This window comes from Flexivirga sp. G2 (assembly GCF_055397625.1).
Map to the genome: position 1 here is coordinate 836,609 of NZ_AP039675.1, position 22,823 is coordinate 859,431.

Annotated in this window: 23 protein-coding genes; 12 read left to right on the top strand and 11 right to left on the bottom strand. The window is 67.7% G+C overall.

Annotation, left to right across the window (positions count from 1 at the left end; translation table 11 throughout):
- The first annotated feature begins 128 nt into the window (after positions 1-128).
- Positions 129-1,484 carry a phosphoglucosamine mutase gene (gene glmM, locus ACZ50J_RS04215; RefSeq protein WP_464300020.1) on the top strand — a complete coding sequence of 452 codons (1,356 nt, stop codon included), beginning with the start codon at positions 129-131 and terminating at the stop codon, positions 1,482-1,484.
- Positions 1,485-1,578: 94 nt separating this feature from the next.
- Here the strand turns inward: glmM and ACZ50J_RS04220 are convergent, their stop codons facing one another.
- Positions 1,579-2,124: an NAD(P)H-dependent oxidoreductase gene (locus tag ACZ50J_RS04220; RefSeq protein ID WP_464300021.1), complete on the bottom strand. Its 546-nt coding sequence runs from the start codon at positions 2,122-2,124 to the stop codon at positions 1,579-1,581.
- A gap of 111 nt (positions 2,125-2,235) precedes the next feature.
- Here ACZ50J_RS04220 and ACZ50J_RS04225 point away from each other — a divergent pair, with 111 nt between their 5' ends.
- Positions 2,236-2,841: a TetR/AcrR family transcriptional regulator gene (locus ACZ50J_RS04225; protein WP_464300022.1), complete on the top strand. Its 606-nt coding sequence runs from the start codon at positions 2,236-2,238 to the stop codon at positions 2,839-2,841.
- A gap of 117 nt (positions 2,842-2,958) precedes the next feature.
- Positions 2,959-3,384 (top strand): organic hydroperoxide resistance protein, encoded by a 426-nt coding sequence (locus ACZ50J_RS04230; RefSeq protein WP_464300023.1) that lies wholly within the window; start codon positions 2,959-2,961, stop codon positions 3,382-3,384.
- Between the two features lie 117 nt (positions 3,385-3,501).
- On the opposite strand, the gene ACZ50J_RS04235 is transcribed toward ACZ50J_RS04230, so the two are convergent.
- The 3 genes from ACZ50J_RS04235 to ACZ50J_RS04245 form a co-directional block, all read right to left on the bottom strand.
- Positions 3,502-4,371: an MOSC domain-containing protein gene (locus tag ACZ50J_RS04235; RefSeq protein ID WP_464300024.1), complete on the bottom strand. Its 870-nt coding sequence runs from the start codon at positions 4,369-4,371 to the stop codon at positions 3,502-3,504.
- Complete coding sequence (locus ACZ50J_RS04240; protein ID WP_464300025.1) at positions 4,313-4,933, bottom strand: carbonic anhydrase; 621 nt, start codon at positions 4,931-4,933, stop codon at positions 4,313-4,315. Before ACZ50J_RS04240 ends, ACZ50J_RS04235 begins: the two co-directional genes overlap by 59 nt.
- A gap of 76 nt (positions 4,934-5,009) precedes the next feature.
- Entirely contained in the window at positions 5,010-6,689 is a 1,680-nt protein-coding gene (locus ACZ50J_RS04245; RefSeq protein WP_464300026.1) for a fumarate hydratase, read from the bottom strand.
- Between the two features lie 273 nt (positions 6,690-6,962).
- Here ACZ50J_RS04245 and ACZ50J_RS04250 point away from each other — a divergent pair, with 273 nt between their 5' ends.
- The 5 genes from ACZ50J_RS04250 (at position 6,963) to ACZ50J_RS04270 (ending at position 12,259) form a co-directional block, all read left to right on the top strand.
- A complete protein-coding gene (locus ACZ50J_RS04250) occupies positions 6,963-8,219 on the top strand; it encodes an extracellular solute-binding protein (protein ID WP_464300027.1) in 1,257 nt (418 codons plus the stop codon).
- Complete coding sequence (locus tag ACZ50J_RS04255; RefSeq protein ID WP_464300028.1) at positions 8,216-9,172, top strand: carbohydrate ABC transporter permease; 957 nt, start codon at positions 8,216-8,218, stop codon at positions 9,170-9,172. The genes ACZ50J_RS04250 and ACZ50J_RS04255 overlap by 4 nt, the downstream gene beginning before the upstream one ends.
- A gap of 16 nt (positions 9,173-9,188) precedes the next feature.
- Positions 9,189-10,037, top strand: coding sequence for a carbohydrate ABC transporter permease (locus ACZ50J_RS04260; RefSeq protein WP_464300029.1), 849 nt, complete (start codon positions 9,189-9,191; stop codon positions 10,035-10,037).
- Between the two features lie 24 nt (positions 10,038-10,061).
- Positions 10,062-11,324: an ABC transporter ATP-binding protein gene (locus ACZ50J_RS04265; RefSeq protein ID WP_464300030.1), complete on the top strand. Its 1,263-nt coding sequence runs from the start codon at positions 10,062-10,064 to the stop codon at positions 11,322-11,324.
- Positions 11,325-11,560: 236 nt separating this feature from the next.
- Positions 11,561-12,259, top strand: a complete 699-nt coding sequence (locus ACZ50J_RS04270) for an SDR family oxidoreductase (protein WP_464300031.1) — start codon at positions 11,561-11,563, stop codon at positions 12,257-12,259.
- 83 nt (positions 12,260-12,342) lie between these two features.
- Here ACZ50J_RS04270 and ACZ50J_RS04275 read toward each other — a convergent pair whose 3' ends face one another.
- Both ACZ50J_RS04275 and glpX read right to left on the bottom strand, forming a co-directional pair.
- Positions 12,343-13,281: a carbohydrate kinase family protein gene (locus ACZ50J_RS04275; RefSeq protein ID WP_464300032.1), complete on the bottom strand. Its 939-nt coding sequence runs from the start codon at positions 13,279-13,281 to the stop codon at positions 12,343-12,345.
- Complete coding sequence (gene glpX, locus ACZ50J_RS04280; RefSeq protein ID WP_464300033.1) at positions 13,274-14,293, bottom strand: class II fructose-bisphosphatase; 1,020 nt, start codon at positions 14,291-14,293, stop codon at positions 13,274-13,276. The genes ACZ50J_RS04275 and glpX overlap by 8 nt, the downstream gene beginning before the upstream one ends.
- Positions 14,294-14,397: 104 nt before the next feature.
- Here glpX and ACZ50J_RS04285 point away from each other — a divergent pair, with 104 nt between their 5' ends.
- The gene (locus tag ACZ50J_RS04285) at positions 14,398-15,057 is read left to right on the top strand and encodes a DUF4245 domain-containing protein (protein WP_464300034.1); all 660 of its coding nucleotides are present in this window, start codon (positions 14,398-14,400) and stop codon (positions 15,055-15,057) included.
- A 7-nt stretch (positions 15,058-15,064) separates the two neighbouring features.
- Here the strand turns inward: ACZ50J_RS04285 and ACZ50J_RS04290 are convergent, their stop codons facing one another.
- Entirely contained in the window at positions 15,065-15,334 is a 270-nt protein-coding gene (locus ACZ50J_RS04290; protein WP_464300035.1) for an exodeoxyribonuclease VII small subunit, read from the bottom strand.
- 50 nt (positions 15,335-15,384) lie between these two features.
- Positions 15,385-16,614, bottom strand: coding sequence for an exodeoxyribonuclease VII large subunit (gene xseA, locus ACZ50J_RS04295; protein ID WP_464300036.1), 1,230 nt, complete (start codon positions 16,612-16,614; stop codon positions 15,385-15,387).
- A gap of 72 nt (positions 16,615-16,686) precedes the next feature.
- Here xseA and ACZ50J_RS04300 point away from each other — a divergent pair, with 72 nt between their 5' ends.
- Both ACZ50J_RS04300 and ACZ50J_RS04305 read left to right on the top strand, forming a co-directional pair.
- On the top strand, positions 16,687-17,943 hold the full coding sequence (locus ACZ50J_RS04300) for an alpha/beta fold hydrolase (RefSeq protein WP_464300037.1): 1,257 nt from the start codon (positions 16,687-16,689) through the stop codon (positions 17,941-17,943).
- 75 nt (positions 17,944-18,018) lie between these two features.
- Positions 18,019-19,059 carry a 4-hydroxy-3-methylbut-2-enyl diphosphate reductase gene (locus ACZ50J_RS04305; RefSeq protein ID WP_464300038.1) on the top strand — a complete coding sequence of 347 codons (1,041 nt, stop codon included), beginning with the start codon at positions 18,019-18,021 and terminating at the stop codon, positions 19,057-19,059.
- 44 nt (positions 19,060-19,103) lie between these two features.
- Here ACZ50J_RS04305 and ACZ50J_RS04310 read toward each other — a convergent pair whose 3' ends face one another.
- Both ACZ50J_RS04310 and ACZ50J_RS04315 read right to left on the bottom strand, forming a co-directional pair.
- The gene (locus ACZ50J_RS04310; RefSeq protein WP_464300039.1) at positions 19,104-20,318 is read right to left on the bottom strand and encodes a DNA recombination protein RmuC; all 1,215 of its coding nucleotides are present in this window, start codon (positions 20,316-20,318) and stop codon (positions 19,104-19,106) included.
- A gap of 45 nt (positions 20,319-20,363) precedes the next feature.
- A complete protein-coding gene (locus tag ACZ50J_RS04315; protein ID WP_464300040.1) occupies positions 20,364-21,143 on the bottom strand; it encodes an alpha/beta hydrolase in 780 nt (259 codons plus the stop codon).
- Between the two features lie 82 nt (positions 21,144-21,225).
- On the opposite strand from ACZ50J_RS04315, the gene ACZ50J_RS04320 reads away from it, so the two are divergent.
- The gene (locus ACZ50J_RS04320) at positions 21,226-21,909 is read left to right on the top strand and encodes a TetR/AcrR family transcriptional regulator (RefSeq protein WP_464300041.1); all 684 of its coding nucleotides are present in this window, start codon (positions 21,226-21,228) and stop codon (positions 21,907-21,909) included.
- Here the strand turns inward: ACZ50J_RS04320 and ACZ50J_RS04325 are convergent.
- The gene (locus ACZ50J_RS04325) at positions 21,830-22,789 is read right to left on the bottom strand and encodes a DUF389 domain-containing protein (RefSeq protein ID WP_464300042.1); all 960 of its coding nucleotides are present in this window, start codon (positions 22,787-22,789) and stop codon (positions 21,830-21,832) included. The genes ACZ50J_RS04320 and ACZ50J_RS04325 overlap by 80 nt on opposite strands.
- Positions 22,790-22,823 lie beyond the last annotated feature (34 nt).

The window sequence follows — 22,823 nt, forward strand, 5'->3', positions numbered from 1 at the left end:
GCTGTGGCGGTGCAGTCACCCGCTGCACGATTTACCGACCGGACCCGCGGTCGCTTAGGCTGCTGGAGGTCGTTCTGCGGCCGCCGGCGCATTCGCGCGCCGGAGTCTTCGAGAGTTTGAGGTGATCCATGGGGCGCTTGTTCGGCACCGACGGCGTGCGCGGCTTGGCCAATCGGGACATCACGGCGGAGCTGGCACTGGACCTGTCCGTGGCAGCCGTGCGGGTGCTGGCCGAGGAGGGCGAGTTCGCCGGTCACCGGCCGACCGCTATCGTCGGCCGCGATCCGCGCGCGTCGGGTGAGTTCCTCGCGGCCGCGACCATCGCCGGCCTGGCCTCGGCCGGGGTCGACGTGTTCGATGCAGGCGTGCTCCCCACCCCGGCCATCGCGTTCCTGACCGCGGCAGCCGGTGCCGACCTCGGCGCGATGCTGTCGGCGTCGCACAACCCGATGCCCGACAACGGGATCAAGTTCTTCTCGCACGGCGGGCACAAGCTGCCGGATGCGACCGAGGACGCCATCGAGGCGCATCTGCGCGGTGAGTGGGAGCGCCCGACCGGCGACCAGGTCGGCCGGGTCAAGGCCTTCCCCGAGGGCGCCGAACGATATGTCGAGCACCTGCTGAACGCCATGCCGCACCGCCTGGACGGACTGCACATCGTGCTCGACACCGCCAATGGTGCGGCCAGCACCTGCGGGGTCCAGGCATTCGAGCAGGCCGGCGCGAAGATCACCCTGGTCGGCAATGCACCCGACGGTCTCAACATCAACGACGGTGTCGGGTCCACGCACCTGGAGCACCTGCAGGTGCTGGTGCCGCAGGTCGGCGCGGACTTCGGCCTCGCCTTCGACGGTGACGCCGACCGCTGCCTCGCGGTCGACGGGTCCGGCAACGAGGTCGACGGCGACCAGATCATGGCGATCCTGGCGCTCGACCTGCACGAGCGGAACGCCCTCGCCGGCGACACCCTCGTCGCGACCGTGATGAGCAATGAGGGCCTGATGCAGGCCATGACCGAAGCCGGCATCACCGTCAAGCGCACCGACGTAGGCGACCGTTACGTGCTCGCCGAGATGCGCAGCGGTGGGTTCTCGCTGGGTGGTGAGCAGTCCGGCCACGTGATCCTGCTGGAGCACGGCACGACCGGCGACGGCGTCCTCACCGGCCTCATGCTGGCCGCCCGGGTCGCCTCCACCGGGAAGTCACTCGCCGAGCTCGCCTCCTGTATGACACGCCTGCCGCAGTGCCTGGTCAACGTGCCCGGCGTCGACAAGCACGCCGTCGACGGGCACCCCGTCGTGCAGGCCGCCGTGGCCGACGCCGAGCGAGACCTCGGTGGTCTCGGCCGGGTGCTGCTGCGCAAGTCCGGCACCGAGCCGGTCGTGCGCGTCATGGTCGAGGCCGCGTCCGCCGAGCGTGCGCAGCAGATCGCACACCACCTCGCGTCGATCGTCGCCAGCGAGTTGGCGCTCACACCGGCCTGAGGGACGCCCGCCGTCATACGAGTCATCAAACGAAGGGGTGTGCGGAGCAATCGCTCCGCACACCCCTTAGCTGTATGACGAGAAGTGTTGCGCCTCAGGCGGCTTCGGTGCTGGCCGCGGCCCGCACCAGCGCGTCGACGGTGCCGCGCAGTGCCGTGCTGACCGGCTCGTGCGTGCTGAGGTCGACGCCGTCCAGGTCGGCCAGGGCGAAGGTCGCGCTGGCGTCGGCCAGCGGCTGGCCACCGGCGATGGTGACGGCGAGGTGGGTGTGGTCCACGACGGTCGAGGTGTTGTGCGCGGCCGAGGACACGGCGACCGGCTTGCCGCTCAGCGAGGACTGACCGTATGGACGGGATGCCCAGTCGATCGCGTTCTTGAGCACTGCGGACAGGGTGCCGTTGTTGGCCGGGGAGAGCAGCAGCGCGGCGTCCGCGCCACCGAGCTGGGTGCGCAGCCGCTGCACGGACTCCGGTGCGACCTCGGTGTCGTGGTCCTCGTTGTAGAAGGGCAGGGTCGCGAGGTAGTCGACGATCTCCACCTCGGTGCCCTCGGGCGCCAGGCCCGCGACGACGTCGGCGAGTTGGCGGTGGATGGAGGCGGAGCGGGGGCTGCCGACGAGGACGGCGAGCTTGATGGTCATGTGCTGCCTTTCGAGAACAAGGGGAGGAACTTCCGAATTGACTAAACGGACCATAGTCCGCTTTTCTTCCCGTGTGCAACCCGGTCGTCGTACGGATGGGAGAATGTGGCCATGACCACACCGCGACAGCTACCGATGGCGGCCGCGCCGCCACGGGTGCGCCGCGATGCGGCAGCCAACTCCGACCGGATCCTGGCCGCGGCTCGGGACGTGATCCGCTGCGAGGGCATCGAGGCGCTCACGATGGATCACCTGGCGGCCCGGGCCTGCGTCGGCAAGGGCACGATCTTCCGTGCATTCGGCAACCGTTCGGGGTTGTTCGCGGCGCTCACCGACGAGTCGGAGCGTGCCTTCCAGCAGGAGTTCCTCTCCGGGCCGCCGCCGCTCGGTCCCGGTGCCCCGCCGCTCGAGCGGCTGCTGGCGTATGGCGAGGGGCGCTTGCAGTTGCTGGAGCTGCACGGCCCGCTGATGCGGGAGATGTCCCGCGACGTGCCGGACAAGTTCGACGTGCCGGCGCGGCTCATCTCGGCGACGCACATCCGAATACTGTTGCGGGAGTGCGGTATTCGCGATGGTTTGGACGTCGCTGTCGAGGCATTGCTCGGGCCGCTCGACCCCGGAGCCGCACACCACCTGACCGCCGGCAATCGGCTCACCCCGGCGATGTTGCTCGCCGGGTGGCAGCGGCTGGCGCGCGCGATCGTCACCGCGGCCTGACCGCCGTGGGAGCGCTGCGACCGTAGTCGTACTGTGAAGGTCTGCGGCCGGTCGGCTGTTCGCGCGACTCGCGCCGTGCACGCACCTTGCGATCATCGAATCGAGAAAGGCACACCAATGACCGAGAAGCTCAACGAGGTTCTGTACACGTCCGAGGCGACTTCCACCGGCGGCCGTGACGGCACGGTCAAGAGCAGCGACGGTGTCATCGACCTCGCGCTCGGCAAGCCGGGTAGCCAGGCGAACCCGAAGGCGAACCCCGAAACCCTTTTCGCCGCAGGATATTCCGCGTGCTTCGGTGGTGCGCTTGCCGCCGTCGCCGGCCAGGAGGGCATCGACGTCAGCGAGTCGACGGTGACCGCCGACGTCTCGCTCGGCAAGACCGACACCGGCTTCGGCATCTCCGCCAAGCTGACCGCGAAGATCCCCGGCGTCGACGCGGCCAAGGCACAGGAGCTGGCGGACAAGGCACACCAGTTCTGCCCCTACTCCAAGGCGACCCGCGGCAACATCGAGGTCACCATCGTCGGCGAGCCCGCCTAGTCGGCGCAGGCCACGAGAAGATCGCTACTGTCGCCGGTTACTCGCCGAAATCAGCAGATTCGGGCGAGTAACCGACGACAGTAGGCAGTTGTTCGTGCCACCTGCCGGAGCAGGAGCTCAACGGGTGGCGACCACCGGGTCCCCGATGCCGATCTCGCCTTCGGTGTCGGGGATCAGGTGGTGGCAGAACCACGTCTTGCCGTCCCACTTGCGATGCCGGCTGAGCGTGCGGATCGGTTCCTTGCCCTTGGCCAGACTCGTCGGCTCGACCAGCGTCATCACGCACCGGTCCACCGGCTTCGCCGCCCGGAAGCGCACGCCGCCGATCTGCACCGTCGACCAGTTGTCCTCGGCAAAGGGTTCCTCGCCGTCGATCACGACATTCGGCCGGAACCGATCGATCGTGACCGGTTCGCCGCCGGCCTCCTCGATCCAGTCGTTCAGTTGTCGCAGCGATGCCAATGACGCGATAGTGACCGGGTAGCCGTCCTGGAACGCCGCCCTGTCCTCCGGCCGCGAATGTTCCGGATTCAGAGTGCGTTCCGTCGGATTCGCGCACCACACGACATCCAATCCCGCGCGGCCCGTCACCTGCTCGAGCCATTGCGAAGCGGACTCTGCGGTCGCCTCGACCCGCATCGGCGGGCGGCCGAACATCGTAGCCTCGACGGCCGGTCCACCCGCTCGGATCGTGTATGACGAACCGCCGGCCGACAACGTGACCGCCGGGGCGTCATCACCCACAACAGGCTCGGCCCGTATGCCGAACAGCTGCGGCAACTCCCGCGCACTGACCATCGCCCGGGACTCGTCGACGATCATCCACTCGCGATCGCCGCGCAGACCGGCGAAGCCGACATACGCGCTCGAAACAGGTGTGATCGCAGTGCTTTTCACCGGGTGAACGCGTAGTGAGACGACCTGCATGTCAGCTGCTGACGGCTGCGGTCGCGGTGATGACGGAGGCCTTGCCGTCGTCCAGCGCATAGGTCGCCCCGACGATGCCGAGCTCGCCGCGCTCGACAGCGTCGCGGATGATGCGCGAGCGGTCGACCAGCAGATCGGCGGTGGCACGCACGTGCAGCGCGCCCACCTCCGCCGGTGACGCGGTGCCCGCGGCCTGCGCCCGAGCGACGCTGGGCAACACCTGCACGGCGATGTCCCGCACGTATCCCGGTGGCATCTGGCCGGTTTCGGCAGCGTCGATCGCCGCGGCGACGGCACCGCACGACTGGTGGCCGAGGATCACGATGAGCGGTGTGCCCAGCATTCCGACGCCGAACTCGATCGAGCCGAGCACGGCGTCGTCGATGATGTGACCGGCTGTGCGGACGACGAACAGGTCACCCAGCCCCTGGTCGAAGATGATCTCGGACGCGACCCGGCTGTCACCGCAGCCGAAGATGACCGCGGTGGGCTTCTGCCCCGCCTCGAGCAGGTGCCGGCGTTCCAGGTCCTGGTTGGGGTGCAGCGCCGCGCCCGAGACGAAGCGCTCGTTGCCCTCGACGAGTCGCTCCCACGCCTGTTGCGGGGTGACATGTTCGGTCACTGTCTGACTCCTTTGAGTGAGCGGGGTCCCCGCGAAGTACCGGGGGAGCGAAGCGGAGGAGAACTTCGTGGGGCGATCAAAGCCCGGGCCGCGTCGTGATCGTGAAGGCGGTGGGCTTGGCGGTGGCGGCGAAGAAGTCCTCGCCCTTGTCGTCGACGACGATGAAGGCGGGGAAGTCCTCGACCTCGATCTTCCAGACGGCTTCCATGCCCAACTCGGGGTATTCGAGCACGTCGACCTGCTTGATGCAGTCCTTGGCCAGACGTGCTGCGGGTCCGCCGATCGAGCCGAGGTAGAAGCCGCCGTGCGACTTGCAGGCATCGGTGACCTGCTTGCTGCGGTTGCCCTTGGCGAGCATCACCATCGAGCCACCGGCTGCCTGGAACTGCTCGACATACGAGTCCATCCGGCCGGCGGTGGTCGGGCCGAACGAGCCCGAGGCATAGCCGTCCGGCGTCTTCGCCGGTCCGGCGTAATAGACCGCGTGGTCCTTGAGGTACTGCGGCATCTCCTCGCCGGCGTCGAGTCGTTCCTTGATCTTGGCGTGCGCGATGTCGCGTGCCACCACGAGCGGTCCGGTCAGCGAAAGCCGGGTCTTGACAGGGTGTTTCGTGAGTTCGGCGCGGATCTCGTCCATCGGCCGGTTGAGGTCGATCTGCACGACGTCGGTCGCGTCGAGGTCCTGGTCGGTGGTGTCCGGCAGGAAGCGGGCCGGGTCGGTCTCCAACTGCTCGATGAAGACACCCTCCGGGGTGATCTTGCCCAGGCACTGTCGGTCGGCCGAGCAGCTCACCGCGATCGCGACGGGCAGCGAGGCACCGTGCCGGGGGAGGCGCACGACGCGCACGTCGTGGCAGAAGTACTTGCCACCGAACTGCGCGCCGATGCCGAAGTTGCGAGTCAGCTCCAGCACCTGCTCCTCCAGCTCGACGTCCCGGAAGCCATGTGCGGTCGCGGCGTCGCCGGACGTCGGCAGCTCGTCGAGGTACTTGGCGCTGGCGTATTTCGCTGTCTTCAGAGCGAACTCGGCGCTCGTGCCGCCGATCACGATCGCCAGGTGGTACGGCGGACAGGCCGACGTGCCGAGCGAGCGCAGCTTCTCGTCGAGGAACTTCATCATCGAGTCGGGGTTCAGGATCGCCTTCGTCTCCTGGTAGAGGAAGGACTTGTTGGCCGACCCGCCGCCCTTGGCCATGAAGAGGAACTTGTAGGAGTTCTCGTGGCCGGCTGCGGTGTCGGCATACAGCTCGATCTGAGCCGGCAGGTTGGAGCCGGTGTTCTTCTCGTCCCACATCGTGACCGGGGCCATCTGGGAGTAGCGCAGGTTGAGGCGCGTGTAGGCGTCATACACACCACGGGCGATGGACTGCTCGTCGGGAGCGTCGCCGTCGACCAGGACCTGCGACCCCTTCTTGCCCATGACGATCGCGGTGCCGGTGTCCTGGCACATCGGCAGCACGCCGGCTGCCGCGATGCCGGCATTCTTCAGCAGGTCCATCGCCACGAACTTGTCGTTGTTGCTCGCCTGGTCGTCGTCCAGGATGCGGCGCAGGAACGCCAGGTGCGCCGGGCGCAGGTAGTGCGCGATGTCGTGCATCGCCGTCTCCGTCAACAGCCGCAGTGCCTCCGGGTCCACCTCGAGGAAGGTGCGGTCGCCCGGTCCTTCGACGGTGCGCACGCCGGTGTCCGACAGCTTGCGGTAGGTGGTCGCGTCGTCTCCGAGCGGCAGCAGGTCTTCGTAGGCGAATTCGGGCATGACTTCGGGCAATCTCCTTGCTGATACGGGTCCGTTCAGCGTAGTCGGGCGACCCGAGCGGCCGCGCGGGAGTGGCGCCCGCGTACGACGCCGGCCGTAGTCCGGCTCTCGCGCAACGGTTTGCCAACTCAATTGCCTGTCCAGGAGACAGCTGGGGTGGAAAGGTGTAAACCGTGTGGAACGTGTTGTAGCTCACACCCCCGGATGGAGCGGATGCATATGAAACGGCTCAGGCCACCCAGGCGTGGCATCGCGATTGGAGCGGCCGCGCTGATGGCCACGACCGGGCTCGCTGCCTGTGGCGGAAGCAGCAACAGCGGCTCGGGAACCAAGACACTGACCTGGTACATCAACCCCGACGTCGGCAACGCCGACGCCAGCAAGGGTGGTCAGGCGACGCTCGCGAAGGAGTGTTCGCAGGCATCGGGCGGCAAGTACAAGATCAAGGTGCAGTTGCTGCCCAACTCGGCGAGCGACCAGCGCATCCAGTTGCTGCGGCGGCTCGCCGGCGGCGACAAGACGATGGATCTGATGAGCGTCGACCCCGCGTTCGTCAGCGAATTCGCAGCGGCCGGTTACTTCGCCCCGGTGCCGAAGAACATGATCGACGATTTCAAGGCGGACCGGGTGCAGTCCTCGATCGACGCCTCGACGTATGACGGCAAGCTGATGTCGGTGCCGTTCTGGTCCAACACCCAGCTGCTCTGGTACAAGAAGTCGATCGCCAAGAAGGCCGGGCTCGACATGAGCAAGCCGGTCACCTGGGACCAGCTGATCAGCGCGGCGCAGAAGACCAAGATGCAGATCGGCGTCCAGTCCTCCCTCTACGAGGGCTACTCGGTCTGGATCAACGCACTCGTCACCGGTGGCGGCGGAAAGATCGTCGACAACCCGAATGCCACCTACGAGAACATCAAACTGGGACTCGACTCGGCTGCGGGCAGGGACGCTGCGGCAATCATCCACAAGCTCTCTTCGACCGGTGTCGGTGGACCCGCGATGGGCAGCTCGACGGAGACCGAGTCGCTGAACCTCTTCATCAGCAAGAAGGGGGGCTTCCTGACGAACTGGCCGTACACCTACGGCGCCTACACCGGCAAGGACAAGTCGGACGTCGCGGCGACGATGTACCCCGAGACGGTGGCGGGTAAGAACTCTCGCCCGCCGTACGGAGGCATTCAGCTCGCAGTGGGCAAGGACAGCCAGCACGCCGATCTTGCCTACCAAGCGGCTGACTGCATCACGAACCAGAAGCACCAGGCTGATTACATGGCGGCTTCCGGCAACCCCGCGAGCCGCAAGGGCGCCTATGACACCGCCGAGGTGAAGAAGGCGTTCCCGAACGGCATCGCGGCAACGATCCGTAAGTCACTGGACGCGGCAGCTGCCCGGCCGCTGACGCCGTACTGGGGTGACATCTCGACTGCGTTGCAGGAGCGATTCAGCCCACCGAGCTCGGTGAACCAGCAGACGCCTGGCAAGACGCAGTCCTTCATCCTCAAAGTTCTCAAGGGGAAGGCGTTGCTATGAGTACTGTCGCTGAAACCACCGAGGGCGAGCTCACCGCGGAGGAGAAGGCACATCTCTCCGACCGCGCCAAGGGCGAGCGCAATCTCGGCTGGCGGCTGGCCGGACCGGCATTCGTCGTCATGCTGCTGGTCACGCTCTATCCGATCGGCTACGCGGTCTACCTGTCGCTGTTCAACTACCGGCTGACCGATCCGGCCGGCAAGAAGCTGGTGTGGCTGCAGAACTACATCACCGCGCTGTCGGACCCGCTCTTCTGGCAGGCGTTCGTGACGACGTTGGTCATCGTGTTCGTCACACTGATCGTCGAGTTGATCCTCGGTATGGCGATCGCCATGGTGATGAACAAGGTGGTCTGGCCGCGGCGCACGCTGCGCACGATCGTGTTGATCCCTTACGCGATCGTCACCGTGGTCTCGGCGTTCTCCTGGAAGTACGCCGCGCAGATCGATACCGGGTTCTTCAACCACTGGCTGCACACGCTCTCGTTCGGCTGGTTCGACGAGAACTACAACTGGTTCGGTGGGCGCTGGTCGTCGCTGACGATCATCTCCTTCTCGGAGATCTGGAAGACGACGCCGTTCATGTCGTTGCTGCTGCTGGCCGGCCTCGCGCAGGTCGACTCCGCTCAGGAGGAGGCCGCCAAGGTGGACGGTGCGACCTGGTGGCAGCGCTTCACCAAGGTGATCCTGCCGAACATGAAGGCAGCGCTGATGGTGGCGTTGCTCTTCCGCACCCTGGACGCCGTTCGCATCTATGACAACCCGTACGTCATGACGGGTGGGGCGAACAAGACGCAGACCCTGTCGATGTTGGTCGGCACCGAGACGGTGAGCCGGGTCGAGATCGGCATGGGTTCGGCGCTCGCGGTGATCCTCTTCCTGATCGTGCTGATCATCGCGTTCATCTTCGTCAAACTCTTCAAGGTCGATCTCACGACGAGCGGAAAGGGCTGAGGCCGTGGAGACCAACATGAGTACCAAGGCCAAGAACGGCCTCGGCATCGTCTCGATCGTCATCATGATCTGGACCGTCATACCACTGCTGTGGATCCTGGCCACGTCGTTGAAAAGCACTGCGGCGCTAGGTGATTCGAGCCAGAACATCCTCGGCAACTTCTGGCCGAAGCACATCAGCTGGGACAACTACAAGCTGATCTTCTCCGGCGGGGCGTCCGATCTGTTCGTGCCGGCGCTGTGGCACTCGATCATCGTGTGTGTGGTCGCGACCGTCATCAGCGTCATCCTCGCGACGTTCTGTGCCTACGCGATCTCCCGGCTGGACTTCCCGGGCAAGAAGCTGATCCTGACCACTGCTCTTGCCGTGTCGTTCTTCCCGGTGATCGCGATGGTCACGCCGTTGTTCAACCTGTGGCGGCAGGTCGGTCTCTTCGACACGATCCCCGGCCTGATCATCCCGTACCTCGCATTGACGCTGCCGCTGTCCATCTGGACCCTGTCGGCGTTCTTCCAGCAGATCCCGTGGGAGATGGAACAGGCCGCGCAGGTCGACGGCGCGACCAGTTGGCAGGCCTTCGTGAAGGTCGTGGCGCCGTTGGCTGCACCGGGTGTCTTCACGACGGCGATCATCGCCTTCTTCACGGCCTGGAACGACTTCGTGTTCTCGTCGAACCTGACGGCACAGAACGCGCAGACCGTTCCTGCGGCGCTGAACTTCTTCACCGGCGCCAGCCAGTTCGTCCAACCGACCGGTGCCATCTGTGCTGCTGCGGTCGTCGTCACCATTCCCGTCGTGATCCTCGTCCTGGTCTTCCAGCGGCGGATCGTTGCCGGACTCACCTCAGGCGCTGTCAAGGGCTGACGCCCTTGCAAAGGAGAGAGATCAATGTCAAGCATCGAACTCAAGCACATTGTCAAGAAGTACGGCGATGGCTTCCCGGCCGTCAACGACGTCAATCTGGACATCAAGGACGGCGAATTCGTCATACTCGTCGGCCCGTCCGGCTGCGGTAAGTCCACGCTGCTGCGGATGATCGTCGGCCTGGAGGACATCACGTCCGGTGACATGGAGATCGACGGAAAGCGGGTCAACGACCTCGCGCCGCGTGACCGGAACCTCGCGATGGTGTTCCAGAACTACGCGCTCTACCCGCACCTGACCGTCTTCGAGAACATCGCGTTCCCGCTGCGGTTGCAGAAGGGCAAGCACAGCAACGAGGAGATCGACCGGAAGGTGCGTGAGGCCTCCAGCATGCTGGAGTTGGACGAGCACCTGGAACGCAAGCCGGGCAACCTGTCCGGTGGTCAGCGCCAGCGCGTCGCGATGGGTCGGGCCATCGTGCGGGAGGCGGACGCCTTCCTCTTCGACGAGCCGTTGTCCAACCTGGACGCCAAGCTGCGTGGGCAGATGCGCACCGAGATCGCCCGCATGCAACGCCGACTCGGCATCACCACGGTCTACGTCACGCACGACCAGACCGAGGCCATGACGCTGGGCGACCGGGTCTGTGTCCTGAAACGTGGTGTGCTGCAACAGGTTGCGTCCCCGCGTGAGCTCTACGAGCAACCGGTCAATCTGTTCGTCGCGGGCTTCATCGGCTCGCCGCCGATGAACTTCCTGCCGGCCAAGGTGGAGGGCAGCACGCTGAAGTTGCCGTTCGTCGATGTGCCGGTCGACGGCGCGCTCGCGGAAAAGGTCAAGGGCAAGGACGTCGTGATCGTCGGCCTGCGTCCCGAGCACCTGAAGGACACGACGGTCGAGTCGGGTCCGGAGCACTCGGTGAAGTTCAGCGCCGTCGTCGACCAGACCGAGTGGCTCGGCAACGAGCAGTACGCCTACATCCCCTACGAGGCCGACGGATCGGTGCGCGACCAGCTCGAGGAGCTGGACCGTGACCTCGACGGTGAGGGGCTGCGCACCCAGATGATCGTCAACCTCGACCCGCGCTCGCGGGTGCTCGAGGGCGACGAAGCGCAGCTGGCGTTCAACCCGGCATCGATGCACGTCTTCGACCCGCACACGGGTGACAACCTCACCCGTGACGAGGCCAAGGCTACCGAGATCGCCGCCGACTCCGAGAAGATGCGCAAGGCGGCGCTGGAGCGGGCCCGCAAGCGCGACGCCGAGCAGTCGGAGAAGTCTGCGTAGCCCGAACTGCGTTCCAACGAAACATCCCAGGGACTTCTGGTCCCTGGGATGTTTCGTTGCGAGTGATGGTTGAGGAGCGAGGTACGAGCGTCTCGAAACCTCGCGGTGTGGTGGTTGAGGAACGAGGTATGAGCGTCTCGAAACTCCGCGGTGTGGTGGTTGAGGAGCGAGGTACGAGCGTCTCGAAACCCTGCCCGGACCGACACGAGGACACCCACGCGCCATACCGTGGAGGCATGACTGCTGAGACGCGTCCCGTCGTACTGATCACCGGAGCCACGCGTGGCATCGGTCGCGCCGTCGCCGATGCGCTCGCCGAGGATCACGATCTGTTGATCGGTGGCCGGGACGACGCCGCGGTTCGTGCGGTGTGTGGTGAGCTCCCTCGCGCGCAACCCTTCGTCGCGGACCTCACCGATGCGGATTCCGTTGCTGCTGCTGTGGATTCGCTCGACTCTGTTGCTGGGTTGGCAGGGGTCGTCCACTCGGCGGGTGTCCTCGGCAGCGGTGCGGTCGCGGAACTCGCGCGCGATGCCTGGCGCCATACGCTCGAGGTGAACGTCGTCGCCGTCGCTGACCTGACCCGTCTGCTGCTGCCGAAGTTGCGCGCGGGCGGCGGGACGGTCGTCGTCGTGAACTCGGGCTCCGGGCTCCGGTCCAGTGCGCAGGGGAGCCTCTACTCGGCATCGAAGTTCGCCGTACGTGCCTTCGCCGACGGCCTGCGCCAGGAGGAGCGCTCGCACGGCGTCCGCGTATCGACCGTCTACCCGGGTCGCGTCGCGACCGACATGCAGCGCGAACTGCGCGACTTCGAAGGTGGCGAGTATGACGAGACTGACTACCTGCGTCCGGAATCCGTAGCATCGGCAGTGCGATTCGTGCTGACCGCCCCGCCGGAAGCGTCCGTGGAAGACCTGTCGATCCGGCCCCGCTGAGGCACCCCGTGTCGACCGTCGGACCGGTACCTAACCTTCGACCGTCGAGGTTTGCGCACGGCGGCGGCGCGGCGGGTCGCGCGTCAGTCCAGCTCGTCGCGCGTGGGCGGGTTCGCGCCGGCGCGGGAGACGGTGACGGCGGACGTCGCGATCGCGCGATCGACGGCGGGCCGCAGGTCGGCGGCGGTGGCGGTGCGCAAACGCTGCCGAGCGTCGGTCGACCCCAGTAGCCCGGCGTCGAGCAGGCCGGACAACAGGCCGGACTGGAAGGAGTCACCGGCGCCGACCGTGTCGGCCACGGAAACGCTTCTGCCGGCTACGGATTCGGTCTCGCCGGTGGCGGTGACGTGCATCAGTGCACCGTCGCCGCCGCGGGTCATGACCACCAGGGACGGGCCGAGCTGGCCCCACAGGGCAAGCACCTGGCCGGGGTCGACGTCCGCGCCATACAGCCAGGCGATGTCCTCGTCGCTGGCTTTGGCCACGTCGGAGTAGCCGACGAGTTGCTCCAATTGCGAGCGAACGTCGTGCGCTGCGCCGATCAGCGTCGGACGTGGGTTCGGGTCGAACGACACTGTCGCGTGGTCGCGCGCCGCGAGCATCGCCTCGGCGACCTTCTCCGCGCCGGGCTGCAGAGCGGCCGCGATCGAGCCGGTGTGCAGGTGTCCGACATCGGTCGGCAACGGGTAGGGGAGGTCCCACGTCAAGTCGAACTCGTAGGTGGCAGAGCCGGTTTCGTCCAGAGTAGCGACAGCCGTGGGCGTTCGGTCGGCGCTCAAACTGCCCTCGACGAGGCTGACGCCGTCGGCTGCCAGGTGCTCCTGGATCTGCTGACCGTACGCGTCATCGGCGAGGTATGCCGCGAGCCGGGCGGGATGCCCGAGCCGCGCCAGCCCGATGGCGACGTTCAGCGGGCTACCACCGACGTGCTCCTGCGGCGCGCCGTCGACGGGACGCACGATGTCGATGAGTGCTTCACCGATGACCAGGGTGTCCACCACGCCGGGCGACCCGTCACGCATTCAGCAGACCGCCGCTGAGCTGCTCCAGTTTGCGCATCGGGTGCACGGCCTCGATGGAGCGGATGGTGCCGCTCTTGGACCGCATGACCAACGAGTGCGTGGTGCAGCCACCGCCCTTGTAGCGGATGCCGCGCAGCAACTCGCCGTCGGTGATGCCGGTCGCGACGAAGAAGCAGTTGTCGCCCTTCACCAGATCGTCGGTGGTCAGCACGGCGTCGAGATCATGACCGGCGTCGGTCGCACGCTGGCGCTCGTCGTCGTCCTTGGGCCACAGGCGTCCCTGAAGCACACCACCGGTGCACTTCATCGCACACGCGCTGATGATGCCTTCGGGGGTGCCGCCGATGCCGAGCAGCAGGTCGATGCCGGTGTCCGGTCGCGCGGCCATGATCGACCCGGCGACGTCGCCGTCGGAGATGTAGCGGATGCGTGCGCCGGCGGCGCGGATCTCCTCCGCCAGCTTCTGGTGCCGGGGGCGGTCGAGCAGCACCACGGTCACGTCGGAGACCGACCCGTGCTTCGCCTTGGCGACGCGGCGGATGTTCTCGGCGACGGGCAGGCGGATGTCGACGACGTCGGCGGCCTCCGGTCCGGTCGCCAGCTTGTCCATGTAGAAGACCGCGCTCGGGTCGTACATCGAACCGCGCTCGCTCACGGCCATCACCGAGACCGCGTTGGTCATTCCCTTGGCGGTCAGCGTGGTGCCGTCGATCGGGTCGACCGCCACGTCGACGTGCGGTCCGGTGCCGTCGCCGACCTTCTCGCCGTTGAACAGCATGGGCGCGTCATCCTTCTCGCCCTCGCCGATCACGACCACGCCGCTCATCGAGACGGACGAGATCAGGTGTCGCATCGCGGCCACGGCGGCGCCGTCGGCGGCGTTCTTGTCGCCACGGCCGACCCACCGACCGCCGGCCATCGCGGCCGCCTCGGTGACGCGCACCAACTCGAGCGCGAGGTTGCGGTCCGGGACCGCCGCAGTGGCTTCCGGGGTGACTTCGTTCGACGGCATGGAATCTCCTCGGAGAACTCGGGCGGGTTCGGCCTCGACTCTATCGGGCGCTCACTCCGGGCCGGGGCGCGACGTGCCACCGGCCGTTTGGGACGATGAGAGGCGTGAGCGAAAGTGAAACCCCGGCCGGCGGCACCGGCACGACGCCGCAGTCGCCCGTCGGCCGGGCGCCCGCCGAACAGCCCGCCCCGCGCCGCCGCGGTCTGGGCTCGGCGCGCAGCATGATCATCTCTATGGTCCTGGTCATGCTCGCGGCCCTGATCTGGTGGGCGTGGGTGCCGCGAGCCAGCAACACCACGCAGCCGACCGCTGACGTGGCCGGCATCGCGCGCGAGGTCGGGCTGAGCAAGCACTGGGACCCGGCGGTCGCGGTCGGCCTGCCGAAGGGCTGGCAGCCGGTCAACGTCCGTCTCGTGTCGGCCGACAAGCAGCCGGACACCTGGCAGGCCGGGTATGACGCACCCGGCGACGACTACGCCCGGGTGGTGCAGACCAAGGACGGTGCGGCGAGCTGGGTGGACGCCCAGACCAGCACGAGCACGCCCGCCGGGTCCGTGACGGTGAACGGCGTGCGCTGGTCGAAGCTGCAACGCTCCGACGGCGGGGAGCGCAGCCTGGTCTGCTCGCAGGACCTCGCCGGGTTGACCACGGTCGTGACCGGCACCGGGGACTGGGCCCAGTTGCAGGAGTTCGCGGCGTCACTGAAACCGCTCAGCAAGAGCCAGCTGTCCACGTCCGGGCCGACCACGCAGCCCGCATCCTGACCCGACCTCAGTCGTCGGCGTCGTCCTCGTCGCCGTCCGTCATCGCGGTGATGGTGCGCTGTGCACCGTCCAGCCAGCGCTCGCAGTGCGCCGCCAGCGCCTCGCCGCGCTCCCAGAGCCGCATCGACTCCTCGAGCGTCTCGGTGCCGCCCTCCAGCCGGCTGACGATGGACGCCAGCTCGTCGCGTGCCTGCTCGTAACCGAGCTCGGCGACATCCGCGTTGGCCTCGTCCCCGGTGGCATCGGGGGTGTCGTCAGCGGCGGCTTTCTTCGGCATACGGCTCACTGTAGGAGAAGCCGCCGACGACGCGGCGCGGGAGATCGAACTCAGGAGACCGGGCGGACCGCGAAGTCGCCGCGGGCCACGGTCACGCGCAGCAGCTCGTCGGCCGCCACGGTCGCCACGTCGGTGACCACCTCGCCGTCGGTATGGCGCACGACGGCATACCCGCGTTCGAGCGTCTGCAGCGGGGACAGCGCACGCAACTGGCCGCGCAGATGACCGACCTGGTCGTGCGCGCGATCGAGCCGATGCGTCATCCGGGACCGCGCCCGGTCACGGAGCGCCTCGACGGTCGCGCGCCGGGTGGCGACCATGGTTTCCGGTGCGACCAGGACGGGGCGGCTGCGCAACTGGTCGAGGTGCCGTCGCTCGGCGACGAGACGATGCTGCAGCGCCCGGGCACCCGCGCCGCGCAGCTGTGCCAGTGCGCGCAGCTCGTCCCGCAGGTCGGGCACCACCCGCTTGGCCGCGTCCGTCGGCGTGGAGGCACGGACGTCGGCAACGAAGTCCAGCAGCGGCGTGTCCTCGTCGTGCCCGATCGCGCTGACGACCGGAGTGCGGGTGGACGAGACGGCGCGCACCAGTGCCTCGTTGCTGAACGGCAACAGGTCCTCGAATCCGCCACCACCGCGGGAGATCACGATCACCTGCACCTGTGGCGCGGCGTCCAGCTCGGCGAGTGCAGCAGTCACCTCCGGCACCGTGTTGGGGCCTTGAACCGCGACCTGCCGGATCTCGAATTGTGTTGCGGGCCAACGCCGTCGGGCGTTCTCGACGACGTCCTTCTCGGCGGCGCTCGCGCGACCACAGATGAGGCCGACCGTGTGCGGGAGGAACGGCAACGGCTTCTTGCGGGAGGCGTCGAAGAGTCCCTCGCTGCGGAGCAACTGCTTGAGGTGCTCGAGCCGGGCGAGCAACTCGCCGACACCCACCGGGCGCATCTGTCGCGCGTCGAGATGCAACGAGCCGCGCTTGGTCCAGAACCGCGGCTTGGCCTGCACGACGACGCGCGCACCCTGCTGGAGGCCGGGACCCATTGCGTCGAGGGTGTTGACATGGACGGTCACCGACAGGGACATGTCGACCTCGGGGTCGCGCAATGTCACGTATGCCGTGGGCGCACCCGGCCGGCGGTTGAGCTGGACGATCTGCCCTTCGACCCAGAGCGCCGACATCTTGTCGACGTAGTCGCTGATCTTCACCGAGAGCTTGCGCACCGGCCACGGCTGCTCGGCCGTGGTGTCGGCGGCCTTCTCCGGCAGGGGCTGGGTCACGTGGCAACTCTAGAGGTTGGGTATGTCGAAGGGCCGTCACACAGGCGGCGGAGGTGACCTAGCCTCAGCTGTATGACGATCCGCATCCCCGGCCTCGCACTGACCGATCACACGCTGCAGCTGCCGCTGGACCACTCCGATCCGAGTGGTCCGACGATCGAGGTGTTCGCGCGCGAGGCCGTGGCCGTCGACAAGGCGGACCAGGACCTGCCGTGGCTGGTGTTCCTGCAGGGAGGACCCGGCGGCGAGAGCCCGCGACCGATGAAGGCCGATGGTTGGCTCGGCCACGTCACCAAGACATACCGGGTGCTGCTGCTCGACCAGCGTGGGTGCGGTCGGTCCACCCCGGTGACCGCTCGGTCGACCGCGGGCATGTCGGCGACGGAGGTGGCGGCGTACCTGAGGCACTTCCGCGCGGACAGCATCGTGGCGGACGCCGAGGTGTTCCGGAAGCAGGTCGCCGGCGGCACGCCGTGGACCACGCTCGGGCAGAGCTATGGCGGGTTCATCACGCTGACCTACCTGTCCCAGGCGCCCGAGGGCCTCGCCGGGTGCATGGTGACCGGTGGCCTCGCCGGCGTGCAGGCGAGCGCGGCGGACGTCTACGCCCGCACCTTCCCGCGGATCGCGCGCAAGAACGCCGCGTTCTACGACCGTTACCCGGACGACGTGATTGCGGTGCGTCGGATCGCCGATCACCTGGCCGCGCACGAGGTCCTGCTCCCGGACGGGTCATCGCTGACCCCGGAACGCTTCCGGCTGATCGGCAGCATCTTCGGGATGAGCTACGGCTTCGAGCACGTCCACTGGCTGCTGGACACCGCCTGGGACGGTGACGAGATCTCGGACCGGTTCCGGCAGGCCGTGATGACGGAGACGTCATACGCGAACGGGCCGATCTACGCGCTGCAGGAGTACCTCTACGGCGCACCCGGCAAGCCGACCCGGTGGGCAGCGGACCAGGAACTCGCCGCACGGCCGGAGTTCGCGGCGGACGCGGACCCGCTGTTGTTCACCGGCGAGACGATGTTCCGCTGGATGTTCGACCAGATCCCGCTCCTGCAACCGTTCGCCGAGACCGCCGACGTCCTCGCGAACGTCGACGACTGGCCACCGCTGTATGACGAGAGCCGGCTCGCGGGCAACACCGTCCCCGTCGTCGCCGCGGTCTACTTCGACGACATGTATGTCGACGCCGACCTCTCCCTGGACACGGCCCGCCGGGTCGGCAACGTGCGGCCGTGGGTGACCAACGAGTTCGAGCACGACGGATTGCGCTCCGGCTCGGTCGTCGAGCGGCTGATGGACATGCTCGCCGGGAAGGTATGACGACAGGCAGGGCGACAGGGACCGGGTGACAGCGGCCGGTTTCGTGCGCTCGCGCCACCGACCTAGCATGGGGACATGACTTCCCTCGCTGCGACCGACACGGACCAGGCCGCCGCCCAGCAGACCAAGCGCGTGCTGCTCGCGGCGCCGCGGGGTTATTGCGCGGGTGTCGACCGTGCGGTGGTGACCGTGGAGAAGTCCCTCGACCTCTACGGGCCGCCGGTCTACGTGCGCAAGCAGATCGTGCACAACAAGCACGTCGTCGCGACGTTGGAGAAGCGTGGAGCGATCTTCGTCGACGAGACCGACGAGGTGCCGGAGGGCGCCACCGTCGTCTTCTCGGCGCACGGCATCGCGCCCGAGGTGCGCGAGCAGGCGAAGGCGTTGTCCCTGAAGACCATCGACGCCACCTGCCCGTTGGTCACCAAGGTCCACCGGGAGGCGACCCGTTTCGCGTCCGACGAGTACGACATCCTGCTCATCGGCCACGAGGGACACGAGGAGGTCGTCGGCACCGCCGGTGAGGCTCCCGACAACATCATCCTGGTGCAGTCACCGGAGCACGCCGACACCGTCGAGGTGAAGCATCCCGACAAGCTGGTCTGGCTCTCCCAGACCACCCTGTCGGTCGACGAGACGATGGAAACGGTGCGCCGGCTCAAGCAGCGCTTCCCGAACCTGGAGGACCCGCCGTCCGACGACATCTGCTACGCGACCCAGAACCGCCAGCTGGCGGTGAAGCAGATGGCGGCCCGTGCCGATCTGATGCTCGTCGTCGGTAGCCGCAACTCGTCGAACTCGGTGCGGCTGGTGGAAGTCGCCCTCGAGCACGGTGCGCGCGACGGCCACCTCGTCGACTACGCGGACGAGATCGAGGACAGCTGGCTGGATGGCGTGACGACGGTCGGCGTCACCTCGGGCGCTTCGGTGCCCGAGATCCTGGTGCGCGACGTGCTCGCCTTCCTCGCCGAGCGCGGGTATGCCGACGTCGAGACGATCACCGCCGCCGAGGAGAGCCTGCTCTTCGCGCTGCCGACGGAACTCCGCCGTGACCTCAAGGCCCGTGGCCAGGAGGACTCGGCTCAGGTCCGGCACGACGCCGGCTCCTTGCACTGACCGACCGACCGAGCCGCTGGTCGGCCGACGGCTGACCGACTCGATCAGCCGGCGTCTCGGGCGTCCGACGCCGCGCGGGGTTGCGATGAAAGTTGTTGTGGCGCCTCGAAATCCAGCGTCGGGCGGGCCACCTCTTCGTCGAGTGCATCGATGAGCTCGTGCGCTGTCAACGGACGCGGCGCGGTCTCGACGGCCGCCAGCTCTGCAGGCGGCGCGTCCTGGGCGAGCCCGAGCGCGTGCATCTGTCGCGCCGTGACGAGCACCCGGGACTCCAGGGTGCCGACCATCGCGTTGTAAGCCTCGACCGACTTGGTGAGGGACTGGCCCACGCGCGCCGTGTGGCGGCTCATCGTGCCGAGCCGGTCGTAGAGGGTCTGACCGAGCGTCAGCAGCTCCCGTGCGCCGCGCGCCAGGCTGTCCTGTTGCCACGCGGCGGCGCTGGTGCGCAGCAGGGCGAGCAGCGTGCTGGGAGAAGCCGGGACGACCTTGCGTGACATGGCGCGGTCGAGCAACGAGGGGTCCTGCCGAAGCGCGGCCGCGAGCATCGCGTCCGCAGGCACGAAACAGACCACGAGCTGTGGTGACTGCTCGAAGGCGCTCCAATAGGCTTTGGCGGCAAGGGAATCCACGTGTCGCACGAGAGCCCTCGCGTGTTGGTCGAGCAGTCGATCACGCTCGTGCGGTGCGACGCCGTCGGCCTGGGCGTCGAGGAACGAACGGGTCGGTGCCTTGCTGTCGATGACCAGCACCCGGTCACCGGGAAGTCGCACCACGACATCCGGGCGGATGCGTGCGTCGTGGCGGCTGACCGCCGTCACCTGCTCCTCGAAGTCGCAGTGCGCAAGCATCCCCGAGTGCTCCAGCACCCGACGCAGCTGCACCTCGCCCCACGTGCCTCCGGTCGAGGTCGCCCGTAGGGCGCCCGCCAATTGCGTTGTCTCCTGGTGCAATGCGCCGGTGACCCGACCGACCTCTGCCAGGCGTTCGCCGAGCTCGCCGAACTGCTCGACCCGGTCACGTTCGAGCGTCGCGACCTGCTGCTCCACCCGACCCAACGTTGCACTGAGCGGCCCGAGCACCGCTGCGGTCTGCTGGTCGTCGGCCACTGTGGACTCGAGATCGATCACCCGCTCACGCAGCAGGTCGCGTTCGGTGGCCAGCGCGACCCCGCGGGCGGCATACGACTGACGCAGCAAGGCCCAGGTGAGGCCCGCCGCGAGCACCACACCGACGAGAACGCCGATCACGAATCCGGTCATGCAGGCAGCAAAGCAGCCGGCACCGACAACGGCGTGCAGGACACGTCAGGCGAGTGTCCGGTCGAGCCATTCCGCGATGTGGGTCGCCGCCCGTTCCCAGCCGGCGTCGAGCATCAGGTCGTGCGGCAGCCCGGCCAGGCACACCGGCTCGACGCCGTAGCGTCGCGCGGTGAACGCCACGTCCGCGGGTGTGGCGGTGCGGTCCTGCGATCCGCCGAGCACCAGCAGCGGACTGCTGACCCGCTTCGTGTGCACGGGTCGGACGACGGTGTCGACGACCGCACGGAAGCTCTCGTCGGTCAGCCGCCGCGCGTAGTCGGCAACCTCGTCGTCCGGAGCATCGGGGGAGAAGAACCAGTACCGAGCCGCCTCGGGTGTCCCGAAGAGCGGCAACAGTCGCAGCGTCGCGAGCGTCCGCAGCGCCCCTGGCGGGTTGTGCCGGATGGCGCGCAGCGTCAGCCGCATGGCACCGTTGCACGGCGTCGATCCGACGAGAACGGCGGCCGGCGCGGTGTACGTCTCGAGATAGCGCTGTATGACGAAACCACCCAGCGAATGTCCGATGAGGATCGGCGGTTGCGTCAGCCGTTCCACGACGTCGTTGAGGTCGTCGAGGTAGTCCCGAATGCTGAGGCGCAGCACCGATATCGCTGACGGACTCCGCCCGTGACCGCGCAGGTCGAGCGCCACGACGTGCCAGCCGCGGGCGGCGAACCAGGGCAGGAAGTGTTGGTCCCAGGACCACGCGCCGTGCATCGCACCGTGGACGAAGACGATCGGCGGTCTGGTCGGAGACGGGTCTCCTCGTTCGATGGTGGCGATCATGGGTCCCTCCCGCGCTATTTTACGAATGTAAAATAGCGCGATGACCACACGGACGCAACGTGTCGAACTATGGTGGAGTCCCGTGCCCACCCGCCAACGAATGACTCCTGAGCAGCGTCGTGCGCAGTTGCTGGACGTGGGTGAGGCGATCTTCGAGGACTGCCGGTTCGAAGAGCTGTCGATGGACGAGATCGCCCGGCGCGCCGGGGTGACCAGGGCGTTGCTCTACCACTACTACACGTCCAAGGCCGACTACTTCGCGGCGATCTGGCAGCGGGCGCACGAGCAGCTCGGGGCCGTGCCCGACCCGTCGGCCGCGGGCACGCTGCGCGAATGGGTGGCGCAACAGCTGGCGGCATACCTCGACTTCTACACTGTGCATCCGCACCTCGTGCTCATCGCAAACCGTAGCTCGGTTGCCGCGGATTCGGCTGTGCGAGAACCGGTTTCGACGCATTTCCGATTGATGGGTCAGGTCGTGTTGGACGCGTCGGGCTGTCGCGACGCCGCTCGGCCGATCGCGGAGGTGGCGTTCGACGGCTGGATCGCGTTCGTCCGCGAGACGACCCTGGCGGTGCTCATGGAGCGCACGATCACGCCGGCGCAGAACCTGGAGCTGGCGCTGGCGGCGCTCGATGCGACCGTCGGTCGCCATGCCGACCTCACCTCCGGGGTCGCTGCGCCGGTCACTGGGGAAGTCGGCCGAGGGCGCGTCGCGTCACGCGGGTCAGGTGCCGACCGGTCAGGCGCTGGATCGCCAGCGTGACGGTTCCGGCCAGCACGAGCCCGGCGAGGTTGATGCCGAGTTGACTGGCCGAACCGGTGATCTCGGATCGTTGCCAGGCCGCCAGCCCGAGTGCGAGATTGCCCGCAGCGGGCACCGTGGTCACCGAGATGAAGACGCCGACCATCGCAGCGGTCTTGTCGGTGGTCATGGCCAGGACGCCGACGGAGCCGGCGATGAGGGCGACGATGAACGACCAGTGGTCCGGGTGCCAGATGAACGCGGTCTGTGGGCGGGCGCGCGTGACGTCCGCCGAGTCGATCAGTCCGGATGTCCGGGCGACCAGGCCGAGCATGGTGACCACAGCGATCGCGAGGACGAACGACGTCACGAGAAGTGTGGCGCTGCGCCATACGAGACGGGCGCGGGCGAAGACGACCCCTGTGCACAGTGCCGCGACCGGTGCGAAGTCCGGGCTGACGACCATTGCGCCGACCACGAGGACGGACGAGTCGGTGACCACGGCGATCGCCGCGAGGATCGTCGCCATGACGAGGAACACGTGATACGAGACGGTCGACGTGCTCGCACTCGCTGCGGTCTCGAGCACTTCGTCCCAGATCACGGCGTCGTCCGGTTCGCCGGGTGCTGCAGCTTCGAGCTCCGCGGCCCGCCGGAAGGGCGTGCTCGCCGGCCGGCTGAGGACGATGCCGCCCCGCTCGCCCAGCCCGAGGTCGCCGAGCGCATCGACGAGTTCGTCGACGGACTCCCGGGCGGCGTCACATTCCACGAGATCGCCGCGTGGCTCGCGGCATACGCCCGGCAGGACGACCAGGTTCGTCACCCACGACCGCGAGTCGAGCAGGTGAGTGACATCCTCGGCCAGGTCCGCCGGGACGGTGAGCCGCAGGTGCACCAGCATGCGTCGCACTCTATGGCCAGCACGGTGCCGGGCC